The sequence below is a fragment of the Peribacillus sp. NPDC101480 genome (assembly GCF_050277335.1).
Classification (GTDB): Bacteria; Bacillota; Bacilli; order Bacillales; family DSM-1321; genus Peribacillus.
Genome location: NZ_JBNNSB010000002.1, coordinates 336844 through 358100, shown reverse-complemented (window position 1 = coordinate 358100; position 21257 = coordinate 336844). Strand labels below are relative to the sequence as shown.

Annotated in this window: 18 protein-coding genes; 14 read left to right on the top strand and 4 right to left on the bottom strand. The window is 39.4% G+C overall.

All coding sequences use genetic code 11. The features are described from left to right. Nucleotides 1-7: 7 nt before the first annotated feature. The 4 genes from ACQKMF_RS09300 to ACQKMF_RS09285 all read left to right on the top strand — a co-directional run bounded on the left by ACQKMF_RS09300 (nucleotide 8) and on the right by ACQKMF_RS09285 (nucleotide 4412). The gene (locus ACQKMF_RS09300; protein ID WP_402942307.1) at nucleotides 8-991 is read left to right on the top strand and encodes an alpha-ketoacid dehydrogenase subunit beta; all 984 of its coding nucleotides are present in this window, start codon (nucleotides 8-10) and stop codon (nucleotides 989-991) included. A gap of 379 nt (nucleotides 992-1370) precedes the next feature. Next, on the top strand, nucleotides 1371-2294 hold the full coding sequence (locus ACQKMF_RS09295; protein ID WP_427572740.1) for a DMT family transporter: 924 nt from the start codon (nucleotides 1371-1373) through the stop codon (nucleotides 2292-2294). 429 nt (nucleotides 2295-2723) lie between these two features. After that, nucleotides 2724-3701: a ring-cleaving dioxygenase gene (locus ACQKMF_RS09290; protein WP_252269646.1), complete on the top strand. Its 978-nt coding sequence runs from the start codon at nucleotides 2724-2726 to the stop codon at nucleotides 3699-3701. A 111-nt stretch (nucleotides 3702-3812) separates the two neighbouring features. Beyond that, complete coding sequence (locus tag ACQKMF_RS09285; RefSeq protein WP_230176453.1) at nucleotides 3813-4412, top strand: nitroreductase family protein; 600 nt, start codon at nucleotides 3813-3815, stop codon at nucleotides 4410-4412. 99 nt (nucleotides 4413-4511) lie between these two features. Here ACQKMF_RS09285 and ACQKMF_RS09280 read toward each other — a convergent pair whose 3' ends face one another. Next, the gene (locus ACQKMF_RS09280; RefSeq protein WP_252269657.1) at nucleotides 4512-5855 is read right to left on the bottom strand and encodes a PLP-dependent aminotransferase family protein; all 1344 of its coding nucleotides are present in this window, start codon (nucleotides 5853-5855) and stop codon (nucleotides 4512-4514) included. Nucleotides 5856-5970: 115 nt separating this feature from the next. Here ACQKMF_RS09280 and ACQKMF_RS09275 point away from each other — a divergent pair, with 115 nt between their 5' ends. Genes ACQKMF_RS09275 through ACQKMF_RS09265 form a run of 3 tightly spaced genes read left to right on the top strand, consistent with a single transcriptional unit; the run spans nucleotide 5971 to nucleotide 7811 of the window. After that, a complete protein-coding gene (locus ACQKMF_RS09275; protein ID WP_402942313.1) occupies nucleotides 5971-6927 on the top strand; it encodes a DMT family transporter in 957 nt (318 codons plus the stop codon). 12 nt (nucleotides 6928-6939) lie between these two features. Next, nucleotides 6940-7131: a hypothetical protein gene (locus tag ACQKMF_RS09270; protein WP_427572737.1), complete on the top strand. Its 192-nt coding sequence runs from the start codon at nucleotides 6940-6942 to the stop codon at nucleotides 7129-7131. Beyond that, the gene (locus ACQKMF_RS09265) at nucleotides 7041-7811 is read left to right on the top strand and encodes a DMT family transporter (protein ID WP_427572735.1); all 771 of its coding nucleotides are present in this window, start codon (nucleotides 7041-7043) and stop codon (nucleotides 7809-7811) included. Before ACQKMF_RS09270 ends, ACQKMF_RS09265 begins: the two co-directional genes overlap by 91 nt. 236 nt (nucleotides 7812-8047) lie before the next feature. Here the strand turns inward: ACQKMF_RS09265 and ACQKMF_RS09260 are convergent, their stop codons facing one another. The 3 genes from ACQKMF_RS09260 to ACQKMF_RS09250 form a co-directional block, all read right to left on the bottom strand. Then, entirely contained in the window at nucleotides 8048-8617 is a 570-nt protein-coding gene (locus tag ACQKMF_RS09260) for an MFS transporter (protein ID WP_101221817.1), read from the bottom strand. Next, complete coding sequence (locus tag ACQKMF_RS09255; protein ID WP_427572733.1) at nucleotides 8614-10044, bottom strand: FAD-binding protein; 1431 nt, start codon at nucleotides 10042-10044, stop codon at nucleotides 8614-8616. Before ACQKMF_RS09255 ends, ACQKMF_RS09260 begins: the two co-directional genes overlap by 4 nt. 168 nt (nucleotides 10045-10212) lie before the next feature. Continuing rightward, nucleotides 10213-10818 (bottom strand): TetR/AcrR family transcriptional regulator, encoded by a 606-nt coding sequence (locus ACQKMF_RS09250; RefSeq protein ID WP_427572731.1) that lies wholly within the window; start codon nucleotides 10816-10818, stop codon nucleotides 10213-10215. Nucleotides 10819-11282: 464 nt separating this feature from the next. On the opposite strand from ACQKMF_RS09250, the gene ACQKMF_RS09245 reads away from it, so the two are divergent. The 7 genes from ACQKMF_RS09245 to hutH all read left to right on the top strand — a co-directional run bounded on the left by ACQKMF_RS09245 (nucleotide 11283) and on the right by hutH (nucleotide 21175). Further along, nucleotides 11283-12599, top strand: coding sequence for an MFS transporter (locus ACQKMF_RS09245; RefSeq protein ID WP_402942322.1), 1317 nt, complete (start codon nucleotides 11283-11285; stop codon nucleotides 12597-12599). 318 nt (nucleotides 12600-12917) lie between these two features. Further along, on the top strand, nucleotides 12918-14387 hold the full coding sequence (locus ACQKMF_RS09240) for a helix-turn-helix transcriptional regulator (protein ID WP_230176448.1): 1470 nt from the start codon (nucleotides 12918-12920) through the stop codon (nucleotides 14385-14387). Nucleotides 14388-14582: 195 nt separating this feature from the next. After that, on the top strand, nucleotides 14583-16259 hold the full coding sequence (gene hutU, locus ACQKMF_RS09235) for a urocanate hydratase (protein WP_101221822.1): 1677 nt from the start codon (nucleotides 14583-14585) through the stop codon (nucleotides 16257-16259). Continuing rightward, a complete protein-coding gene (gene hutI / locus ACQKMF_RS09230) occupies nucleotides 16256-17554 on the top strand; it encodes an imidazolonepropionase (protein WP_427572728.1) in 1299 nt (432 codons plus the stop codon). The genes hutU and hutI overlap by 4 nt, the downstream gene beginning before the upstream one ends. 227 nt (nucleotides 17555-17781) lie before the next feature. Continuing rightward, nucleotides 17782-17934 (top strand): hypothetical protein, encoded by a 153-nt coding sequence (locus ACQKMF_RS09225; RefSeq protein WP_202190547.1) that lies wholly within the window; start codon nucleotides 17782-17784, stop codon nucleotides 17932-17934. Nucleotides 17935-18147: 213 nt separating this feature from the next. Next, nucleotides 18148-19533 carry an MFS transporter gene (locus tag ACQKMF_RS09220; RefSeq protein ID WP_101221824.1) on the top strand — a complete coding sequence of 462 codons (1386 nt, stop codon included), beginning with the start codon at nucleotides 18148-18150 and terminating at the stop codon, nucleotides 19531-19533. 82 nt (nucleotides 19534-19615) lie between these two features. Continuing rightward, nucleotides 19616-21175 carry a histidine ammonia-lyase gene (gene hutH, locus ACQKMF_RS09215; protein ID WP_427572725.1) on the top strand — a complete coding sequence of 520 codons (1560 nt, stop codon included), beginning with the start codon at nucleotides 19616-19618 and terminating at the stop codon, nucleotides 21173-21175. The last annotated feature ends 82 nt before the right edge of the window (nucleotides 21176-21257 follow it).

The following is a 21257-nucleotide window of genomic DNA, read 5'->3' as shown; positions in this document are numbered from 1 at the left end:
AAAGAAAATGGCAGTGATATCTTATATAGATGCGGTGATAATGGCGATGCGGGAAGAAATGGAACGTGATTCCCGTGTATTTGTATTAGGTGAGGACGTAGGGATAAAAGGCGGCGTTTTTAAAGCGACCTCAGGGTTATACGAACAATTCGGTGAACAGCGTGTCATTGATACACCGCTTGCTGAATCCGCAATCGCAGGAGTTGGCATCGGCGCGGCCATGTATGGAATGAGGCCGATTGCGGAAATGCAGTTCGCTGATTTTATCATGCCTGCAATCAACCAAATCATTTCAGAAGCTGCAAAAATCCGTTATCGCTCCAATAATGACTGGCATTGCCCCATCGTCATCAGAGCTCCATATGGTGGGGGCGTACATGGGGCGTTATACCATTCACAATCCGTTGAAGCCATTTTTGCCAATCAACCGGGACTTAAAATTGTCATGCCCTCTACACCCTATGACGTGAAAGGTTTATTGAAAGCAGCCATTCGTGATGATGACCCGGTCCTCTTCTTTGAACATAAGCGAGCCTATCGCCTAATTAAAGAAGAAGTGCCGAATGATGATTATGTTTTACCCATTGGTAAAGCGGATATAAAACGTGAAGGCGAGGACGTTACAGTGATTACTTACGGCCTTTGTGTTCATTTTGCGCTTCAGGCAGCTGAAAAGCTGGCCAGTGATGGCATATCTGTTCATATACTTGATTTACGAACCGTTTATCCATTAGATCAAGAAGCCATTATGGAAGCTGCATCTAAAACGGGAAAAGTCCTATTAATTACTGAAGATAATAAGGAAGGGAGCATCATTAGTGAAGTATCGGCGATCATTGCAGAAAACTGCCTTTTCGATCTTGATGCCCCAATCATGAGACTCGCGGGTCCGGATGTTCCAGCAATGCCATATTCACCATCATTAGAGAAATCATTCATGGTGAATCCAGAAAAAGTGGAAAAGGCACTGCGTGACCTGGCTGCCTATTAAATGATCGGGAACGAACCATGCGCATCCGTTTAAATTGTTGTTTATATTGGGAGTGATCTTAAAATAAACTTAAGTCTAGCAACTATAAAAAAGGTTGCCAGGCTTTTTTTTGCGCTAAATAAATCATTTATAGTGAAAAAAAAACCCGTTGGATTATGATAGAGAAGCCATATAAAGCTCAGTGATTTTCAGGGAATGTTCAATTGAAAATATATATTGAATAAATTGCGTGGTATTATATGGTAAAGTGTTCTAGGTAAAGGGGAAATGTCGATAGTCACGTAAAAATTCAATATATTAGCAATAAAGATTGTGAATTTTTAAATGTTGAACGCAATACAGTGATTGGCAAACATTGAAAGTAGCAAGGGGGAACATCATGTTTCGATTATACGGGGCTTTAATCGGCCTTAGTTTGATATGGGGTTTATCGTTTGTTTTTATGAAGTGGCTGCTACCGCCTGCGGGCATTTGGGGGATTGTATTTCTCCGCTGTTTGGCGGGTGCTGTTGTTCTGCTTCCCATTTTATGGTGGAAGCGCAGGGAAATCAACTGGAAATTGCCGTGGAAAGCACTGGTCGTTGTCGGAATCTTCAATTGCGGATTAGCATGGGGATTAATACCTTTAAGTGAAACAGAGATTAACAGCAGCACGGCATCGATTCTAAATGCAACCACTCCCATCTGGACGGGGATCATCGGATTTATCATTTTTTCATACATACTAACCGCCCGACAATGGATGGGCATTTTAATTGGCTTCTTCGGAATTCTTGTATTGATGGATTTTCAAATCGGTCAGCTTTTCGGAAAGGAATTCATTGGGATTGGGACAATGCTGCTAGCGTCCATCTGTTATGGTTTTGCCGGTCATTTTACGAAAAGATTTCTTTCCAGTACCAGCATATTGGTCATTACGACGTTTACGCTTCTCACGGGTGCCGTTATCGGTTTGATCGGGATGCTAATAACAGAGCCGATAAAGCCAGTGATGTTGATGGAACCGCTGACGATTTTCGCCATAGTCGGTCTTGGGTGCTTTGGCTCTGGGGTCGGCCAGCTGATCTATTTCTACATCAATAAAAATGGCAGCCCTGAGTTAGCCGCATCTGTTACATACCTTATTCCTGCAACCGCTATGGTTTGGGGGTATGTCCTGCTGGGAGAAGCGATTAATCCCAATGTAATTATTGGCCTGCTGATTATTTTCGCAGGAGTTTATCTTTCCTCTAAGAAGTCAAAAGAAAATGATGGCACAAACTCTTCATCCGGAAAACAAGCGGATTTGCATCACGTAAAATAAGTAACCAAAACGAAATAGCCCTCACCTAAAGATTTTGTTTTATGGTGGGGGCTTTCGTATGGTAACACATTAATATTTTTACTTCATTTTTGCCAAAGAATTGATTGATTTTCTTTGCCGCTATTTATAGCTATAGACATTAACACAAATACTGAATGGTCTTTACTTAAGGAAAATTGACAGTGGTTTTTTTTTGCCTGAAATTATTTTGATTTCAAGATATATTAATTTGAGATTATATTGTTGACAGTGAATGGCATTCATGATAAATTATCTTTAAGTTAAGATATATTAATTCGAGATAAAAAGAAGTAAAACCTTATCAAACGCCTTTAATGAATAGCCACTCTTATTGAAGGAAAAATATAGGGGATTAATGAAAAAGCTGAACATCCAAAAATTGATTCGTTTTAATGGGAGGAATAGTTTATGAATGGATTAAAAGGTATACATCACGTAACGGCCATAACAAGTAGTGCAGAAAAGAATTATGAATTTTTCACAAATATATTAGGCATGCGTTTAGTCAAGAAAACAGTCAACCAAGATGATATCCAAACTTATCACCTGTTTTTTGCCGACGATGTTGGCGGTGCGGGTACTGACATGACATTCTTCGATTTTCCTGGTATTCCTAAAGGAGAGCATGGGACTAATGAGATTTCCAAAACATCCTTCCGTGTACCGACTGATGCGGCATTGGAGTATTGGGTTAAACGCTTTGACCGTTTAGAGGTAAAGAATACAGGAATCCAAGAACAGTTTGGCAAAAAGATCATTTCTTTTGTGGATTTTGATGATCAGCAATATCAATTGATTTCAGATGAAAATAATGAAGGGGTTGCAGCTGGAATCCCTTGGCAAAAAGGGCCGATTCCTCTGGAATACGCTATTACAGGATTAGGACCAATTTTCATTCGGATCGCCAATTTCGATTACTTTAAAGAAATGATGGAAAAAGTCCTATTATTCAAAGAAATAGACAAGGAAGGATCATTTCACCTATTTGAGGTAGGGGAAGGGGGGAATGGTGCTCAAGTTATCGTCGAGCATAATTCGATCCTCCCTCAGGCACGGCAGGGTTTTGGGACTGTTCACCATACAGCATTCCGTGTTGAAGACCGTTCCGTTCTGGAAGAATGGATCAAACGAATGGAAAGCTTCCAATTTCATACGTCCGGTTATGTTGATCGTCACTTCTTTGAGTCGCTTTACGTAAGAGTGGCGCCGCAAATTTTATTCGAGTTTGCCACGGATGGTCCTGGATTTATGGGGGATGAGCCGTATGAAACGCTTGGGGAAAAATTATCTTTACCACCGTTCTTAGAATCAAAGAGGGAGCAAATCGAAAAGTTGGTCCGTCCCATTGATACAGTAAGAAGCACCAAAGAATTCATTAAAGAATAATTGACAATCTTTAGCGAATGATATGTTGGTTTATGCCCATACTAAAACAGGTAGAAAATAAAAAATGGAATAATCATTTGAAATAGAAAAAATGCTCTGGAGGAATGACTTATGACAAAAGATTTTTACACGGCCATTAAAGAGAGACGTTCATTTTATGGAATCAATAAAGAGGTCGGAGTATCCGATGAGAAAATTAAAGAAATAGTAGAATTTGCGGTAAAACATACGCCATCGGCTTTTAATTCCCAATCCTCACGCCTTGTTGTTTTGACAGGATCGGCCCATGATAAATTATGGGATATTACGACGCAGGCATTAAAGAAAGCGGTTGGTGAGGGAGATTTCTCTGGCACTCAACAAAAAATGGATTCATTTAAAGCGGGATATGGGTCAATATTATTCTTTGAAGATGAATCTGTTGTGAAATCACTTCAAGAACAATTTGCAACGTATGCCGATAACTTCCCAATCTGGTCACAACAAACATCAGGCATGCATCAATTAGTTGTTTGGACGGCACTTGAAGCAGAAGGATTGGGAGCAACTTTACAGCATTATAATCCCCTAATTGATGATGAAGTGAAAAAAGAATGGAGTGTTCCAAGCAATTGGAAATTGATTGCGCAAATGCCATTTGGAAATCCAACAGCTCAACCGGGTGATAAAGAATTCAAACCACTTGAGGATCGTATAAAATTTTATAAATAAAGAGGACTGATAAGAGCAACCTTGTAAAGAGCCAATTCTAATTGGCTCTTTTTTGTTTATTGCCCTGTGTGGAAAGTGACTATACCTTATGTAAAAGCTTTATAAGTAATAGTTCTGCTTGTTATTCAATTCTTTAAAAATGATAGCTATTCCTTGGTCCAGTTTTTGTATATTTGTATTGGACACGTTTAATTTTAATATTTTTTCCTGGTGAAAGCCATCTAAATAATTTTGACCCATCGTCTCTACCAGTACTTGTTGATTCTGTAAGTTATTGATGAGGTGAGTACTATTTAAACGCTGAGGCAGTACGATATGAGCGTTCATACATATGGATGGTGGGCGATAAAAGCCTGAAGCAGAGTGCTTTTCCAGAGCATCATATAGCAAGTTTGCTCGCAATAAATAGGAAAGACGCACTTTGTTTCTATGGTGTTTAAACATACCGCTTTTTATGTAGATTTCCAAGGCTGCTTGTGAAATCATGGAACTATCAATATCAGCTGTTCTTTTTAATAGTTGGAAGCTGTCCGTTAATGGTTTAGGCAATACGGCAACACCTATGCGTAATCCTGGAAACATTATTTTAGAGAAGCTTTTTAAATAAATGACCATTTGATGAGTATCCCTGGAAAAAATGGGGTCCACCTTCATATTTTCTTCGAAATCTGCTAAATAATCATCTTCTACAATATAGACACCATGCTTTACTGCAAGTTTTAGTATCTCCTCTCTTTCCATTTTAGAGTAAGATGTCCCTAACGGATTATGAAAACGAGGCATCGTATAAAAGAATTTAATTTCCTGATCACTAAAAATCCGTTCTAATTCCCCTAAATCAATACCTTCTGCTGTTCGTTGGATTCCTAGCACGGGAATCTTGTACGCTTTCAATTGCTCCACAAATAGATGATAACTAGGCTGTTCAACAAGTATATGGGTACGTTCATTTGGAAAGGGGATGAACGTTAATAAGGAAAGTGCTTGCTGCACGCCAGAAGTAATGAAAATCTGTTCTTCTTTTGCGAAAACCTGATACTGCTCTAATTGTTTTTGTATCACTTTAATTAAAGAGGGCAGTCCTTTAGGAGTGCCATAGATAAACAATTCTTGCTGATAGGTATCGATGGCTTTGTTGATGCAATGTTGAAAGTCATGATACGGAAATTGATGCCAAGCAGGAGCGGAGGTAACAAAGTCGATTTCCATTGTTGGTTCGCTTTTACCATCAAATTCTTTTTGGACGACATAATATCCACTTTTAGGAACCGCGTAGATTAAATGCCTCTTTTCCAATTCTTGCAGTGCTTTCAAGACTGTACTTTTACTACATTGATGTTGATCGCTTAATTGACGAATAGATGGGAGTTTAAAGCCCGCTTTGAGCCGTCCATTCTGGATGAGAGATTCAAATTCATTAAACAAGGCTATGTATTTTAGCATGAATACCTCCTAAAACTGTACCGTTACAGATGCTTCTTATTTGTATTGTATCGTAGTGGAACTTTTAATACGATACTAACAACCGGCCGGGTGTTAAAAGGAGGAGTTACTAAATATGCCAGAAAATAAAAAAGCCTATTTTGCGGCGATACTATATGCCATTATTATTGGATTTTCATTTATCTTTACAAAAATATCATTAATGGAAGCTAGTCCGTTAGATACATTGGCACATCGATTTACGATGGCTTTTTTGATCGCCATAATTTTTAAGCTATATAGGAGGACATCAGTGAAAATAAGTGCAAAGGATACTTTGAAAATTCTTCCGTTGGTGTTCCTTTATCCAATTTTATTCTTTACATTTCAAGTGTTTGGTCTCTTGTATACCTCATCTTCAGAAGCGGGTATTATCCAAGCTACCATACCAATTTTTACGTTATTATCAGCTTCATTATTTTTGAAAGAATACGCTGGTAAAGGTCAGAAATTCTTTCTTTATTTATCTGTGATGGGGGTTATCTTTATCTTTGTCATGAATGACTTGCAACTTGCGGATCACAGTTTGAAAGGAACGATCCTGATCTTATTATCCTCGATTGCTGCCGCTCTCTATAATGTGGTGGCGAGGAAGGTAACAAAGCAATATTCACTATTTACGTTAACTTATGTGATGACGTTCTTTGGTTTTGTGACTTTTAATAGTATGGCCGTCATCAACCATATAATTAACCAATCTATTAGTAGCTTTTTATTACCCTTCACAAGTAATGCATTCCTCATTTCAATCGTATATCTTGGGGTATTATCGTCACTGCTTACTGCTTTTTTATCAAACTTTTCATTATCTATATTACCAGCATCTAAAATGAGCGTTTTTAGTAATTTAGCGACATTGATTACGATAATAGCAGGGGTGATTTTCTTACATGAATCGATTCATTATTATCATGTAATAGGTGCAATGATTATTCTTGCTGGGGTAATCGGCACGAATTATTTTGGTGGAATTCAATCAAAGCATAATAGTAAGACTTTTGCCGATCCATTGCTGAAAAGGGAGGTAAAGTGAATAAATAAATATGTGTTGTTACTCTTGATTAGTGGTATATGGGGATCTCAATTCTTCTTTATTGCATTAGTCATAGATAATGTTGGGGTTATTACATTGTCAGCCATCAAAGCATGTATCGGCGGTATCTGTTTACTCTTCTTTGGTTTTTTTTATCAAAAGAAGAGCGAAGAGTACCCAGGAGTTATTATAAATGGTATATAATCATTGCTTTTTTCGAGGTTGTACTGCCATTCGTGTTTATTGCACAAGGCCAGAAATCGGTGCCTAGCAGTATCGCAGCGGTGCTGATTGGAATGGTTCCCGTCTTTACCATCCTCTTTTTACTAGCATTTTTCAAAAGAAAAAGCACAATGCCGGAGATTACAAGTATTCTATTCGGATTTGCAGGTATTGTCTTCCTTTCCTGGCCAACACAAGGAATCCAAGACCTTTCTAACAGTATTCAGGGGAACATCCTATTGATATTGGCTGCCATGAGTTTTGGATTATCATTGATTTTCATGGAGAAATTAAACGAGGGATCTTCCGTTATTCATATGAGAAATGTATTACTGATTGCCAGTGCATTGCTCATACCCATGTCCCTTTTGTTTGAGCAATCTTTCAAATTGGATTTAGCACGATCTCAAACTATCTACTTAGCGATTTTAGGCATTTTCCATGCTGGTGTTGTTTATGCATTATTTAATAGGCTGATTCGGCAAGAAGGCGCATTATTTACTTCATATAGTAATTATATAGTGCCTGTCATCGGAATGATTATAGGCTTTTTCTTTTTACATGAAGCGTTGTCTATTCATCAGTTGATTGGAATGGGAATAGTTATGACGTCATTAGTTTTTTTAGACGGAAAAATAATAACCAAGTTGATAAGAAAGTAGTATTTTATTATATGAGTTCTGGTCCGTTATCTTTAATTGTACTAATAAAGGCAGTAAGTTTAGAACTCGTATATTTAACGAAACCAAATTGAGAAAAGGGGAGCAGGTTTTTTGTAATATCATTTTTTGTTTTTTGATCCGCAAATGATTTATATAGTGGAAGAAGCATCTGCTGAGGTTCATGCAGATGCTTCTTCCACTAAAAGGGCTAACTGAATTATAGGCGTAATAAATGCTTATATTTTTATTTTTTCTGCATTAGATAGTGAAGTATTTTTCTCCATCTTCATTATAATAAATCCACTCCAGGCAAACATTAAGGAGGCAATGTAAAAGATGCTGCCAATCGTTAAAAAGTCGACTAAATATCCGGTTGCAATCACCGCTGCTGCAGCACCGATGGATGTCCAAACATGGTAGTTTCCAATTTCCTCACCCGCTGTTTTCTTCGTAACATATCTTGCAAGTACGGTTTTTTCAGTGTTTTTTTGCACTGCCCCAAGTACCCCCATAATGATTTGCAGGAGATAAACATGCCAAATTTCATATGCGAGAGGAAAGGCAAGAAGGATTAATGCCATCCCCCATGAATAGATAAGGAGAAATGCTTTGTCACCGGCTTTGTCAGTGAATTTTCCGATTAAAGGATAACTAACTGCTGCAGTCAGTGAGAATATTCCATATGCCCACCCGAATTGTGAATAACTTGTACCTACATTTTTGATCAGCAAAATATAAAAAGGGAAAATCATGCTGGCAGCCATTCCAACAGTGCCTTGGTAAAAAACAAACCGTTTATAATTCATGGATGATACTCCTCATAGAAAAGATTCATGAAGCGATTATCAGGATCATACTTCTTCTTTAATCGAAAGAATTCCTCAGTATGCGGATAAGCTTCATATAATTGGGTCTTGGTTGGATACCCATAATAGGGCAAATAGTAGCTTCCGTTATGGTCAAGCGTCACATTAATCATATTACGGATGACCCTTCCCGTATTTTCCTTACTATCGTTATCTGTCCCTTGATTGATGAGCATCACAAGAGCGAACATATCATCCTTGGCATAGGACATGAGTGATTCATCATTATGTTCAACATAACGAATTGTAATATTTAATAAATTAAAATCTTTCTCATCAGATAAGGTATTTCTTAAATCATCGATATAATCTGCAAATTGATCAATCGGAACGAAGTATTCTTGCAGCACTTCAGTTTTGGTGGGGTTGCTGTAATCCATAAAGGCTGAGTCCGACCGCATCACATTATTCCTCGAAACCAAGTTGCCAGCAATATTGGCCGTGTAGGCTTTTTGAGTTTCCCAAAACCTTTTTTTACCCCAGTCATTAAATCGTGATAGGCCAAGAAAGAATTTAGGCACGGCAATGATCGTTTCCCGTTTGAGAGTATTGTAGTCAGATAGGTGTGTTTGGTCATTTGCCTTATAATAGTCCGTTACATACATTTCATCCAAATAGGAGCCAGAAGCAACAGATATTCTCGCAAGATGCATTTTAACATCATCGTTTTTAAGAACTTCTCTTTTAAAGTACGACGTATATTCATCATAATGGAGTGATTTAGTTTTAATGTTATAAAGTTCGTCATCGGTAAGGTGGAGTGTTACATCGAGTATTACGCCAAACAAACCATACCCGCCAATAACCGAATGGAAGAGCTCCGAATTTTCTTCGCGGCTCACTGTTAGGATTTGTCCTTTTGCGTTAAGCAATCTAAAAGAATCCACGGTTTCTATCAAGGCATGATGACGGATATCGCGGCCATGGACATTAACGCTCAAAGACCCGCCGATGGTAAAAATATTTTGAGATTGACTGACCTTCAGTGCAAGTCCATATGGGTTGATATATTCCTGGAGAGCAGCCCAGGTTGCCCCGCTTTGGACCGTGATGCGTTTTTCTTTTACATCCAAATCAAGTATTTTATCATAGTGCTTCATATCGAGCAGGATCCCATTTGGATATAATGTCTGCCCTCCTTGGCTATGCTGCATTCCAGCAATGGAAATGGGATCATCGTTTTTTTCGGCATCCATAACGACCTTTTTGATTTCTTCTTCACTATCTTCCGCCTTAATCGTTTTCATTTTAACCGGCATCAGCCGGCTGATATCTTTGGCAATAGGGTGGTCAAGCCTGAAATTAAAAGCCTGCAGCGATAATCCAAATAATAGTGCATATAGGATGATAAATAAAAATCGTTTCATGATATCTGGCTTTCGACTCCTTGTTTAATATGTCTGACACTCAATTGAAAATAATGAAAAAGTATGAACTTTATAGATTAATGGAGTTACCCTGACCATTCAGTGAGATTGGGGTTAATATTGAATTAATGTCAGATTTTTTGAAGATGAATCTTTTGATTTAAGGTATTAGATCTTAGTTTTCAGCCCGTTAATGATTGTTTTGGTTAGCGGTATGGATAGTGATTCCAAGCTTTGTTCTGAGTTGTTTAATCCCCAATGATAGATGATTCCCATTAGGCTTTGGGTGATTAGTTGTGAAACTTCGTTAACTGATTGGTCAGTGCCAATGTCGTTTTGTTCTTTCGCCTCTTCAATTAATGAACGAATAATTAGGAAGAGTGAGCGATTTGAATTTGAAAAGTAAGTATGTACTTTCGAATCTAATGCGGAACTGTAAATCACTTTCATTAAATCTTTGCCCATTTCTTCTTCCAGAAAACGCATCAATTCGCGTATGAAAATAAATAATTTCTCGGTAGCGTCCATATCAACTGGGAACGAACGGAAGACTTCACGATAGTAATCATCAACTTCTATGAATCTCACTAAAAAAATATCCGATTTCGCTGAAAAGTGTTGGTAAAATGACCCTTTTGATGTGCCGCTTTTTTTCACGATTTCGTCAACGGTGACTTTATCATAACCTTTTTCGCTAAATAGCTTTAAAGATATTTTTAATATTTTTTCACGAGTCTTTTCTCCCCTAAGCTGTTTCTTTCTAGGCTCAATCATAAAAAACCTCCAAATGATAATTGACAGAATATTCCTGTATGGTTTAATATCAGACTACAGTCTAGTTAATTGATTGGTGGTCTATTTAATCTAACGTAGATCATCAATAATCACAACGCTTTCTTAATCACATTTCGCATTTTAAGAAAGCGCTTACAAATTTTTGAGATCAAGTATGGAGGAGGTTAGTTCAGTTTAAATTAGGAGGTTTTTCGAGTGGGAGAATCAGGTGTCTGAAGATTCTTATACTATTGGTTACTGTCATGTAGAAAGACTTAGTACTCCTTAGCCATGAGCATATGGATTATATTTATAAAATTTGGATGCAGTATATGTAAATGGAGGGGGTATCAGAATAAACTTAAAGCCTAGGAATGTACCATAGTATTGGGATGCAGGAAAGTGATGTGCGTAAAACGGATTATTTTTTGGGAAATAGTAGCAAGAAAAGGGAGGGAATTATCATGAATCATTCCAGTGGTGAGATAGAGAAAAGAACGATCAGTAAAACGATGAAACGCATTCTTCCATTTATCTTGCTCCTTTATATCATTGCTTACTTGGACAGGGTCAATTTAGGCTATGCTGCTTTACAAATGAACGCAGAATTAGCTTTATCCGCTGAAGTTTTTGGATTGCTTTCCGGCATTTTTTTTATAGGCTATTTCTTCTTTGAAGTTCCTAGCAACATGATCATGCATAAAGTGGGAGCTCGGATATGGATTGCCCGCATCATGATTTCGTGGGGACTCGTGGTAATATTAACAGGTTTTGCGCAAACAACGATGCATTTATATATTCTCCGTTTTTTATTAGGTGTTGCCGAAGCTGGTTTTTTTCCGGGTATAATTTTGTATTTAACTTATTGGTTCAGGGCCCGCGAGAGAGGACGGGCAACAGCAGCCCTGCTTTTAGCCTTACCGATTGGCGGATTGATAGGTGCGCCTGTGTCGACGTGGATACTTGACAATATTTCCTGGTTCGGTATGGCCGGCTGGAGGTGGATGTTCATCCTTGAAGGCATTCCGGCCATTATTATCGGTGTTGTTGTTGTTTTCTATTTAACTAATAGACCGACTAACGCTAAATGGTTATCTAAGGAAGAAAGTGATTGGTTAGAAGGGGAATTGAGTGCGGAAAGAAAAGTTAGCTCGAAAGTAAATAAGGTCACAAAGCTTGCTATGCTGAAAGATGCGAAAATTTGGAAGCTGGCCCTATTTTATTTCGCGGGGTACACATCCATCTATGGATTGTCATTCTGGATGCCCACCATCATTAAATCTTTATCGGAAAATGCAACAACCAATTTAGAAATAGGCTGGTTAGCGATGATTCCATCGTTAGTAGGCATACCTGCCATTATGTTTGTGGGCTGGAATTCAGATCGGACCAATGAACATAAATCACACTTGCTCGTTTGCCTCATGATAGCAGTTGTCGGTTTTATCGGGTGCGGCTTTTCAGATAGTGTTTTTATGATGGTGCTTATGTTAACGATTACATCATTCGGTTTATACGGGTTCAGTGGATGTTTCTTCGCCTATATGACATTTTTCTTCTCTGAGTCCACTGCACCAGTTGGAATAGCCATCGTCAATTCATTTGCGGCTTTAGGCGGTTTTGTAGGACCGATGATTCTCGGAACTGTTGCATTTACTCAAGGTATGTTTATTTTATCTGGATTACTTGTAATAGGAGTCATCACCCTATTTTCATTAAAATTGACAGATGCTTCAGCGGAAAACATCGTAAAAGAAGTTGAAGTCAATATTAATCGATAATAAAGGTTCTATATGTATTGAAGATTAAAAGTGATTAAAAAAGAAACATCATTGGAAATCTTAAAAGTTCCTATGATGTTTCTTTTTATATTTTTCATATGGCTACTTCCCGAGTAGATAAAAATAACGGTTGAGCATATCAAAGATTTAATCTTAATCGCAGGTTCTGTCCAATAGGACTTGTTTGTAGTTTTCGGCGGGATTAGAATGGAGATGGGATACAAGTGCATTCGAAAAGACCAGGCATTCCTTTTCTCTTCAAGTTGTGCTTTATATTTATTTTCATTACACGAATATCAGCAGAAATGAGGTGATGATGTGGAAATTCATTTGGTGGCAAAAGATGAGATTGAGGCTCAAGGAATTCGATGGATAGTCGAGTCCCACCTTACGGGAGTTAGACTGATCTTATGGAAAACGATTGAAGAATTTGAAAAGGGCATCCGCAATCAGCAACCGGAATTCGTTATTTTGGATATGGATATTTGGACGGATGAAAGTGAGGCGATGGGTGTTTCATTAAAGCGAAGGGGAATTCGATGGTTAGGGATTTCATCTGAGCGAATTTTTCAAACGGCTTATCGAGCCTTACGTTTCCGTGCTGAAGATGTATTATTCCGTCCTTTTTCTTCGGCGGATTTGGTAAAACATATCCAACAATTGCGTTTTCAATTGAGAAATGGTCCAAATCTTCTCTCGTCAAACACCATGGATGATGAGAATGCTCTGGATATTGGGTATCCTGATTTCTTCTTGACGGACCGGAGGCATGAAAGTCGAATAACCATGGTCGCTTTTTTGACACCTGATAACAAGACCCTGCCATTAGTTTATGATGAATTGCAACGATATTCTTTTACTGGGAAAAATCAAATCTTCGCTTTATCGGATTTTATTTTATGTGTCCAGGAAACAAAGGAAGTTGAAGTTTATAAGGAAGAGTATCAAGCTTTTCTTGCCCACTGGAAAGAAAGAATGGATGAGCCCCTTGCTATCATTATAAAAGCGGCATCTTCAGATGAGTCTTTAAAAAGGATGTATCAGCAAACACGTGAGTTTACGAGACAAATCTTTTTTGATGGATATGATATCATTTTAGCCGAAAGTCAACAAACTTCACCTCAAGAGATGGATCCATTCCTCACGCCTCTTGAACAAAGACTTTGGATAGAAATGCTCGAACGACGGGATGCAAAAGCCATCAGGAACTGGATTGAACGTGAATTCCTTACCTTTGAACGACCATACCCCGACCCGGAAATCGTTCGTATCCGCCTTACAAGCGTACTCGCGCAGATTCGTAGGCATATGAAATCATACAACTTGCAAAATGCTTCCCTAGAAGCAATTTACTATGATGTATTTCAGCAAATTGTACATAAACCCGTCATTCATCAAATAGTAAAAGAGCTGCATGCGTTCACTACGCATATGCTTATGCAGGATCATGGACAGTTACAGGAAGGGGCACGCACAATTAGTGAAAAGGCAAGAGAGCTGATCGAGTCCAACTATTGGGACGCCCAGTGGAATCTAGCGAGTTGTGCAGAGACTCTGCGTATCAATAAAAGCACACTCAGCCGACGTTTTGCGGCTGAATCAGGCGAGTCTTTTCGAACTACGCTCCATCAAGTTCGAATTAGGGAAGCTAAACGTTTATTAAAGGAAACGGATATATCATTGGAGGAAATCTCACAATTGGCTGGCTATTCACATCAAACTTATTTTAATGCCAAATTCAAATTGCTTGAATCTTGTACACCATCAGCATATCGGTCTGGATTATAAAAAAGGACGATTCAATAAATGAATCGTCCTTTTTTATTTATTTCATAACAATGTAATTATTGAAATTATTCATAAAAAAATAAAGTTAACGACAAATCTTTAAAATAAATTATAAAATAATCATCAAACTATAATAAATTATTCTGAATTTTTCTTATAGAATGAATATATAACAAAAACAAGGGGGAAATGAAAATGAACACGATTACAAACAAGGTTATCCGTTATACAGGAACAGAATTGCATACTAAAGGATGGCAACAAGAAGCAGTGCTTAGAATGCTGATGAATAATTTGGATCCTGAAGTTGCTGAACGTCCAGAAGATTTGGTGGTATACGGAGGGATTGGGAAAGCAGCTCGTAACTGGGAATGCTTTGATGCAATCGTCAAATCACTAAAAGAGCTTGAAGAAGATGAAACTTTACTTGTCCAATCAGGGAAACCGGTGGCAATTTTTAAAACGCATTCTGATGCACCACGTGTCCTGCTTGCAAATTCAAATATCGTCCCTGCATACGCGAACTGGGAAACATTCCATGAACTTGATAAAAAGGGATTGATGATGTATGGGCAAATGACAGCAGGCAGCTGGATATATATCGGATCTCAAGGGATCGTACAAGGTACATACGAGACCTTTGCTGAGCTTGCAAAACAACATTTCAATAACTCGTTAAAAGGCACCATAACTTTAACGGCAGGTTTAGGCGGAATGGGAGGGGCACAGCCGCTAGCAGTTACGATGAACGGTGGTGTCTGTATCGGGATCGATGTAGATGAGACAAGAATTGACAGGAGGATCGAGACTCGTTATACCGATGTGAAAACGGATTCATTGGATGAAGCCATTCGTTTAGCCAATGAAGCTAAACTTGCAGGTAAAGCATTATCGATTGGTTTGATTGGGAATGCTTCAGATATTCTTCCGGAAATGATCGCAAGGAACTTCATTCCTGATGTCTTGACGGATCAGACTTCGGCCCATGATCCGCTAAATGGATATACTCCTTCAGGCCTGTCAATGGTGGAGGCTGCAGAATTACGGAATGCAAATCCAGAAGAGTATATTAAACTCTCTAAAGCTTCAATGGCCAAACATGTAAGAGCGATGCTTGAAATGATGGAAAAAGGAGCTGTGACGTTTGATTATGGCAACAATATCCGTCAAGTTGCGAAAGATGAAGGGGTAGAGAATGCTTTTGACTTCCCGGGCTTCGTTCCAGCTTATATCCGTCCACAATTCTGTGAAGGTAAAGGTCCTTTCCGCTGGGTGGCTTTATCTGGTGATCCAGAAGATATTTATAAAACAGATCAAGCCATTTTACGTGAATTCGCTGATAATGAACATTTATGTAACTGGATTAGAATGGCTCAGGAAAAAATTCAGTTCCAAGGTCTGCCTTCCCGCATCTGCTGGCTTGGTTATGGGGAGCGCGCCCGTTTTGGTAAAATTCTCAATGATATGGTTGCAAGCGGTGAATTGAAGGCCCCGATCGTTATTGGCCGTGACCATTTGGATTCTGGCTCTGTCGCTTCGCCGAATCGTGAAACGGAAGCCATGAAGGATGGTTCCGATGTAGTGGCCGACTGGCCGATCTTAAATGCAATGGTGAATGCAGTGGGCGGTGCAACCTGGGTTTCCGTACATCATGGCGGTGGCGTAGGAATGGGTTACTCCATGCATGCAGGCGTTGTAATTGTGGCAGACGGAACAAAAGAAGCAGCGGCCAGGATTGAGAGAGTTTTGACAACGGACCCTGGGATGGGTGTAGTGCGTCATGTTGACGCAGGGTATGAACTGGCAGAGGAAACAGCCCGTGAAAGAGGTATTAATATCCCGATGCTTGATAAAGGAATTGATAAACAATGACAAAACCAATTTGGATAAAACATGCCGCTCAACTTGCAACGCTTACCTCTGATAAGAAAGGTCCTCGTTCCAAAGAGGCAATGTCAGAGCTTGGGTTGATTGAAGATGGAAGTATATGGATGGAATCTGGTTTGATCCAAGCGATTGGTACGACCAAAGAATTGGAAGAACTCTATGCAGATAGAATGCATGAAGCTGAAGTCTTTGATGCAACTGGACATTTGGTGACACCTGGGTTAGTTGATCCACATACGCATGTTGTATATGGCGGGAGTCGGGAACGTGAATTTGAAATGCGTCTTGAAGGCGCAACATATATGGACATTATGAACGCAGGTGGGGGCATTCATGCTACCACCCGAATGACAAGGGAAGCAAGTGAAGAAGAATTGATGGAGCAAACCATGCGACGACTTGATTCGTTTCTCGCTCATGGCGTGACTACAGTAGAAGGTAAAAGCGGCTATGGAATGAATTTGGAAACCGAATTAAAGCAGTTGCGGGTGATGAAGAAGCTACAGGAAGAGCATCCGATTGATCTAGTTCCTACTTTTATGGGAGCCCATGCGGTTCCAAAGGATTATAAAGGCCGCGAGGATGAATTTGTCGATCATCTGATTAATGATATGCTTCCAATCGTCTCTGAAGAAAAGCTTGCAGAATTCAATGATGTCTTTTGTGAAAAAGGGGTTTTTACCCCTGAACAATCAGAGCGGATTTTAAAGGCGGGTAAAAAGTACGGCTTGATCCCTAAAATTCATGCTGATGAAATTGAGCCTTACGGTGGAGCTGAATTAGCTGCGAAGATCGGAGCCATTTCAGCTGAGCATTTGTTAAAAGCTTCCGATGAGGGGATAACTGCTATGGCGAAGTCAGGCACCATTGCCTGCTTGCTTCCAGCCACTGCCTTGTATTTACGAGAAGAAGCGGCCCCTGGACGACGAATGGTTGATGAAGGTGTGGCAGTTGCCATTTCAACCGATTGCAATCCCGGATCTTCACCGACGACATCCATGCCGCTTGTCATGAATCTGGCATGCATTTCGATGCGGCTTACCCCTGCAGAAGCTCTGACGGCGGCGACATACAATGCTGCTTGTGCAATCAACAGACAAGAAAGGGTCGGATCCCTTGAAGTCGGAAAACAAGCGGATGTCGTTTTATGGAATGTTGAAAACTATCAGGAGTTGCAATATCTATTTGGTGTCAATCACGTTAAGTCTGTATGGAAAAATGGTGTGCAAGTAGTGAATGATAAAGTGAATACTGATTCCAAAAGCCTGACGGGCCTTTAAAAATCACTATTCTCAATATATGTCTTCCCATTCCATCCACTGAAAAATTCAGGGGATGGAATGGGCTTTTAGAAGTATTCAACAAATGTATTGGTGCTGAATAGTAGGATGATGATCTATCATCCTACCCAATTTCAGCATTAAACACTTTACCACTTTACAGTGAAATTAAATGAAAGTGTTTTAAGGAATTCGTGGAAATGAATCTTCCATGTGGAGGGAATTTTATGTGGATAATCACTATCCATTCGAAAAATGGCATAAAAATGTTTGAGTTTACCAAAGAAAAGGAAGCTAGGGAAAAATTCGAGGTAATGGAAGGCTGTAAAATACTTAGTGAAGTCATTTATTTCAATGATAAACAATTGATCGAATCTTAAACTATATTTTCATATATTAAATAGAAATTAAAAGGCAGAATGATTTGATATAGTTTATAAAAAGAGTATTATTTCATAATATTCTTCGCTGAATTTTTTTATAGTATTAAGATTAATTGATCCATTCAAAGACAGGGTCACTACTGGAGTTTTACAGGAAGAGTGTTTTTTTGATTCTATATATCTTATAAACCAAAAAATGGAGGGGATTCTTTGAACGAACAAAAATTCACTATTGACGATGCCCCATTTAATAGGTTTCATTTTCGAATTGCAGGACTTACATTCGGTTCCAGCTTTTGTGATGGCTATTCTTTAGGGATCATTGCGATGGCCCTGACAGTATTCGGGCCTCAAATGAATATGAATTCAATGTGGACAGGGCTGATCGGCAGCTCTGCTTTAATCGGTCTGTTTGCGGGATCTTTAATACTTGGAAGACTTTCTGACCGTGTTGGCAGACAGAAAATCTTTCTCGTAAACTTTTTACTTATCACGGTAGCTACTATTTTACAATTTTTTGTTAGCAGCCCAGAACAGCTTTTTATTTTACGGTTGCTGATTGGATTCGGACTTGGAGGAGATTACGCTGTCGGTACGACTTTGCTTGCCGAGTTTTCACCAAAAAAGTATCGCTCCTCGCTCCTAGCGTCTATAAACGTAGTATGGACGCTAGGATATGTAGCATCAAACTTTGTTGGTCATTACCTGGGACAGGTTGGTTCAGACTCATGGCGTTGGATGCTTGTCAGCGCTGCCATTCCGGCTATTGTGGTTTTAATCTTAAGAATAGGAACGCCTGAATCACCAAGATGGCTTGTAAGCATGGGGCGTGTCGAAGAAGCTCGCCAGATTGTAAAAAAACACCTTGGATCGAACGTTGAAATGGGAGAAACGACGACTGGCATAGAAAATCAAAAGACTCTAGGGTTTCGTGGACTTTTCAGTAAAAGGCTTCGTAAGCGTTTGGCTTTTGGTGGAATATTCAAATTGACTCTTGTTATTCCGTACTTTGCAATTTACACTTTCCTGCCTTCCATACTTAGTACAATGGGTTTTGAACAGAACTTTTTTGCGGATACAATGTTAAATCTATTCTTGCTTGTTGGGGCAATTGTTGGTCTTTGGCTGCTTGCAAAATTTTCTCGCAGAGGATTTACCATCGGGGCTTTCACGATCCTTTCCGTATCATTGTTTTCACTCAGCTTCTTGCACAATGGTTCTCAATTCTTAATGTTGTTAGCCTTCTTGATCTTTACTTTTTTCATGTCAGCGGCATCGAACCTTACATTAGTTTACCCGGCAGAGCTTTTTCCAACTGAGATCCGTGGTTCGGGAATAGGTATGGTTACGGCAATTAGTCGGATTGGTTCTGCAATTGGAACATTTCTGCTGCCTGTTTCTTTAAGTTCTTTTGGATTAAGTGCCTCAATGGCAGGAATGGCAGCCATCCTACTGGTCGGCTTGATCGTATCGATCGCCTGGGCACCTGAAACGAAGAATCTCTCATTACATGAAGCAAGTGACCCTTTGCTTGAAGCGGAGAGTTCTCCGAAGGGAACCGCAATTCCCTTTACAGAAAATGAAAAAATAACATAAGATTAGCTTCCAGCAAATAAATGATGAGAAGGACAAAACTTTTTCTCCTTCTTGATGAGTCATGTGAGAGGTGATGTATAAGATGACAACTACCGATTGTTTACATCCTATGGATATTAAAGAGGTTGTACTAGGAGATGATGCCATCTCAATCCAAGAGGTAATTGCGGTTGCAAGATATGGTGCAAAAGTTACTTTCACTGAGGCCTATCGTGAAAGGGTGGATAAATCACGAAGCTTAATAGACAAGTTTTTAGATGATAATAGATTGATTTACGGTGTAACGACAGGTTTTGGCAGTAATATGACGGAGGTGATTTCTCCACTTGACGCCGAAACCCTTCAACGGAATATTGTTCGTTCACATGCCGTATCTGTTGGGGAAACTCTTGAAAAAGAAGTCGTAAGAGCCATTCAATTGATGATCCTCGTGAATTTAGGCCAAGGTTATTCAGGGGTCCGTTTACAAGTTTTAAACCTTATCGCTTCAATGTTAAATCACGATATACTTCCCTATGTTCCAGGTGATGGGTCAGTGGGGTATCTTTCTCCTGAAGCCCATATGGCCTTAGTGGTGATTGGTGAGGGGAAGGCATGGTATAAAGGTGAGCTCATACCTGGCATGGAAGCTTTAGAGAAAGCTGGATTAGCACCTGTTACATTGGGTGCTAAAGAAGGATTGGCACTTACAAGCGGGACTACTTCCATTACTGCGATTGCTGTCCTGGCTTTATACAATAGCATGCAAGCCGCGAAAACCGCCGACATTACGGGAGCAATGTCTTTAGAAGTGCTAAAAGGTACAATAAAAGCATTTGATCCCCGTCCCCACGCATTGAAAAAGCATGAGGAACAGGCTAAGACAGCCAGGAATGTTACAAGGATTCTTGAAGGCAGCCAAATCATTGAAACTTACAAGGATCATAGATTACAAGATGCACTTAGCTTACGATGCATTCCACAAGTCCATGGAGCCATAAAAAAAGTTTTGAAGGACGCTGCTGTTTCGATCGAGAATGAAATGAACTCTGTAAGTGACAATCCTCTGATTTTTCCGGAAGAGGAAGATGGAATTGCCCTGATGGCGGGGAATTTTGATGGTTCATTTGTTGGGATTTATACGGATGCGATTTCCATCGCGTTAGCAAACCTAGCAAAAATAACAGAACGCAGAATAGATCGGCTTGTAAACCATCACCTTAGTGAATTACCTAATTTCTTAGTGGTTAATCCAGGTTTAAATAGTGGCTACATGATTCCGCAATATACAGCCGCCGGGCTATTGAATGAAATCAGGGTGCTCTCGCATCCAGCCACAATAGATAATATCCCTACCTGCGCAAATCAAGAAGACGTGATAAGTTTTGCCTATTTCGCTGCGAAGAAAGCCTATCGGATTTCGAAGAAACTTGAATATATTTTAGCTATCGAACTGATGACGGCAACCCAAGCAATGGACTTTCATCTGCCCTTGAAACCGTCATCGGTCACGGAGGGGGTATATCATTTAGTTCGGAGCGAAGTCCCGATGGTTGAAGAAGACCGCTTTTTCCATCCTGACATTGAAGCGATATATAGGCAAATTCATGAAGGGGAAATAGTGAAGTTCGTTGAAACGGCAATCGGGGAAATAGAGTTCTAAAACTATGTGGAAGCTGTTTTACTTTATTAAATAAGGTAAAATGGCTTCCCTTTTTTAAAATGAAGGATCATATTTAAAGAAG

What these genes read in the sequence shown, in the direction of transcription:
- ACQKMF_RS09300 (WP_402942307.1), top strand. Translation starts at nt 8, where the DNA reads ATGGCAGTGATATCTTATATAGATGCGGTGATAATGGCGATGCGGGAA.
- ACQKMF_RS09295 (WP_427572740.1), top strand. Translation starts at nt 1,371, where the DNA reads ATGTTTCGATTATACGGGGCTTTAATCGGCCTTAGTTTGATATGGGGT.
- ACQKMF_RS09290 (WP_252269646.1), top strand. Translation starts at nt 2,724, where the DNA reads ATGAATGGATTAAAAGGTATACATCACGTAACGGCCATAACAAGTAGT.
- ACQKMF_RS09285 (WP_230176453.1), top strand. Translation starts at nt 3,813, where the DNA reads ATGACAAAAGATTTTTACACGGCCATTAAAGAGAGACGTTCATTTTAT.
- ACQKMF_RS09280 (WP_252269657.1), bottom strand. Translation starts at nt 5,855, where the DNA reads ATGCTAAAATACATAGCCTTGTTTAATGAATTTGAATCTCTCATCCAG.
- ACQKMF_RS09275 (WP_402942313.1), top strand. Translation starts at nt 5,971, where the DNA reads ATGCCAGAAAATAAAAAAGCCTATTTTGCGGCGATACTATATGCCATT.
- ACQKMF_RS09265 (WP_427572735.1), top strand. Translation starts at nt 7,041, where the DNA reads ATGTATCGGCGGTATCTGTTTACTCTTCTTTGGTTTTTTTTATCAAAA.
- ACQKMF_RS09260 (WP_101221817.1), bottom strand. Translation starts at nt 8,617, where the DNA reads ATGAATTATAAACGGTTTGTTTTTTACCAAGGCACTGTTGGAATGGCT.
- ACQKMF_RS09255 (WP_427572733.1), bottom strand. Translation starts at nt 10,044, where the DNA reads ATGAAACGATTTTTATTTATCATCCTATATGCACTATTATTTGGATTA.
- ACQKMF_RS09250 (WP_427572731.1), bottom strand. Translation starts at nt 10,818, where the DNA reads ATGATTGAGCCTAGAAAGAAACAGCTTAGGGGAGAAAAGACTCGTGAA.
- ACQKMF_RS09245 (WP_402942322.1), top strand. Translation starts at nt 11,283, where the DNA reads ATGAATCATTCCAGTGGTGAGATAGAGAAAAGAACGATCAGTAAAACG.
- hutU (WP_101221822.1), top strand. Translation starts at nt 14,583, where the DNA reads ATGAACACGATTACAAACAAGGTTATCCGTTATACAGGAACAGAATTG.
- hutI (WP_427572728.1), top strand. Translation starts at nt 16,256, where the DNA reads ATGACAAAACCAATTTGGATAAAACATGCCGCTCAACTTGCAACGCTT.
- ACQKMF_RS09225 (WP_202190547.1), top strand. Translation starts at nt 17,782, where the DNA reads ATGTGGATAATCACTATCCATTCGAAAAATGGCATAAAAATGTTTGAG.
- hutH (WP_427572725.1), top strand. Translation starts at nt 19,616, where the DNA reads ATGACAACTACCGATTGTTTACATCCTATGGATATTAAAGAGGTTGTA.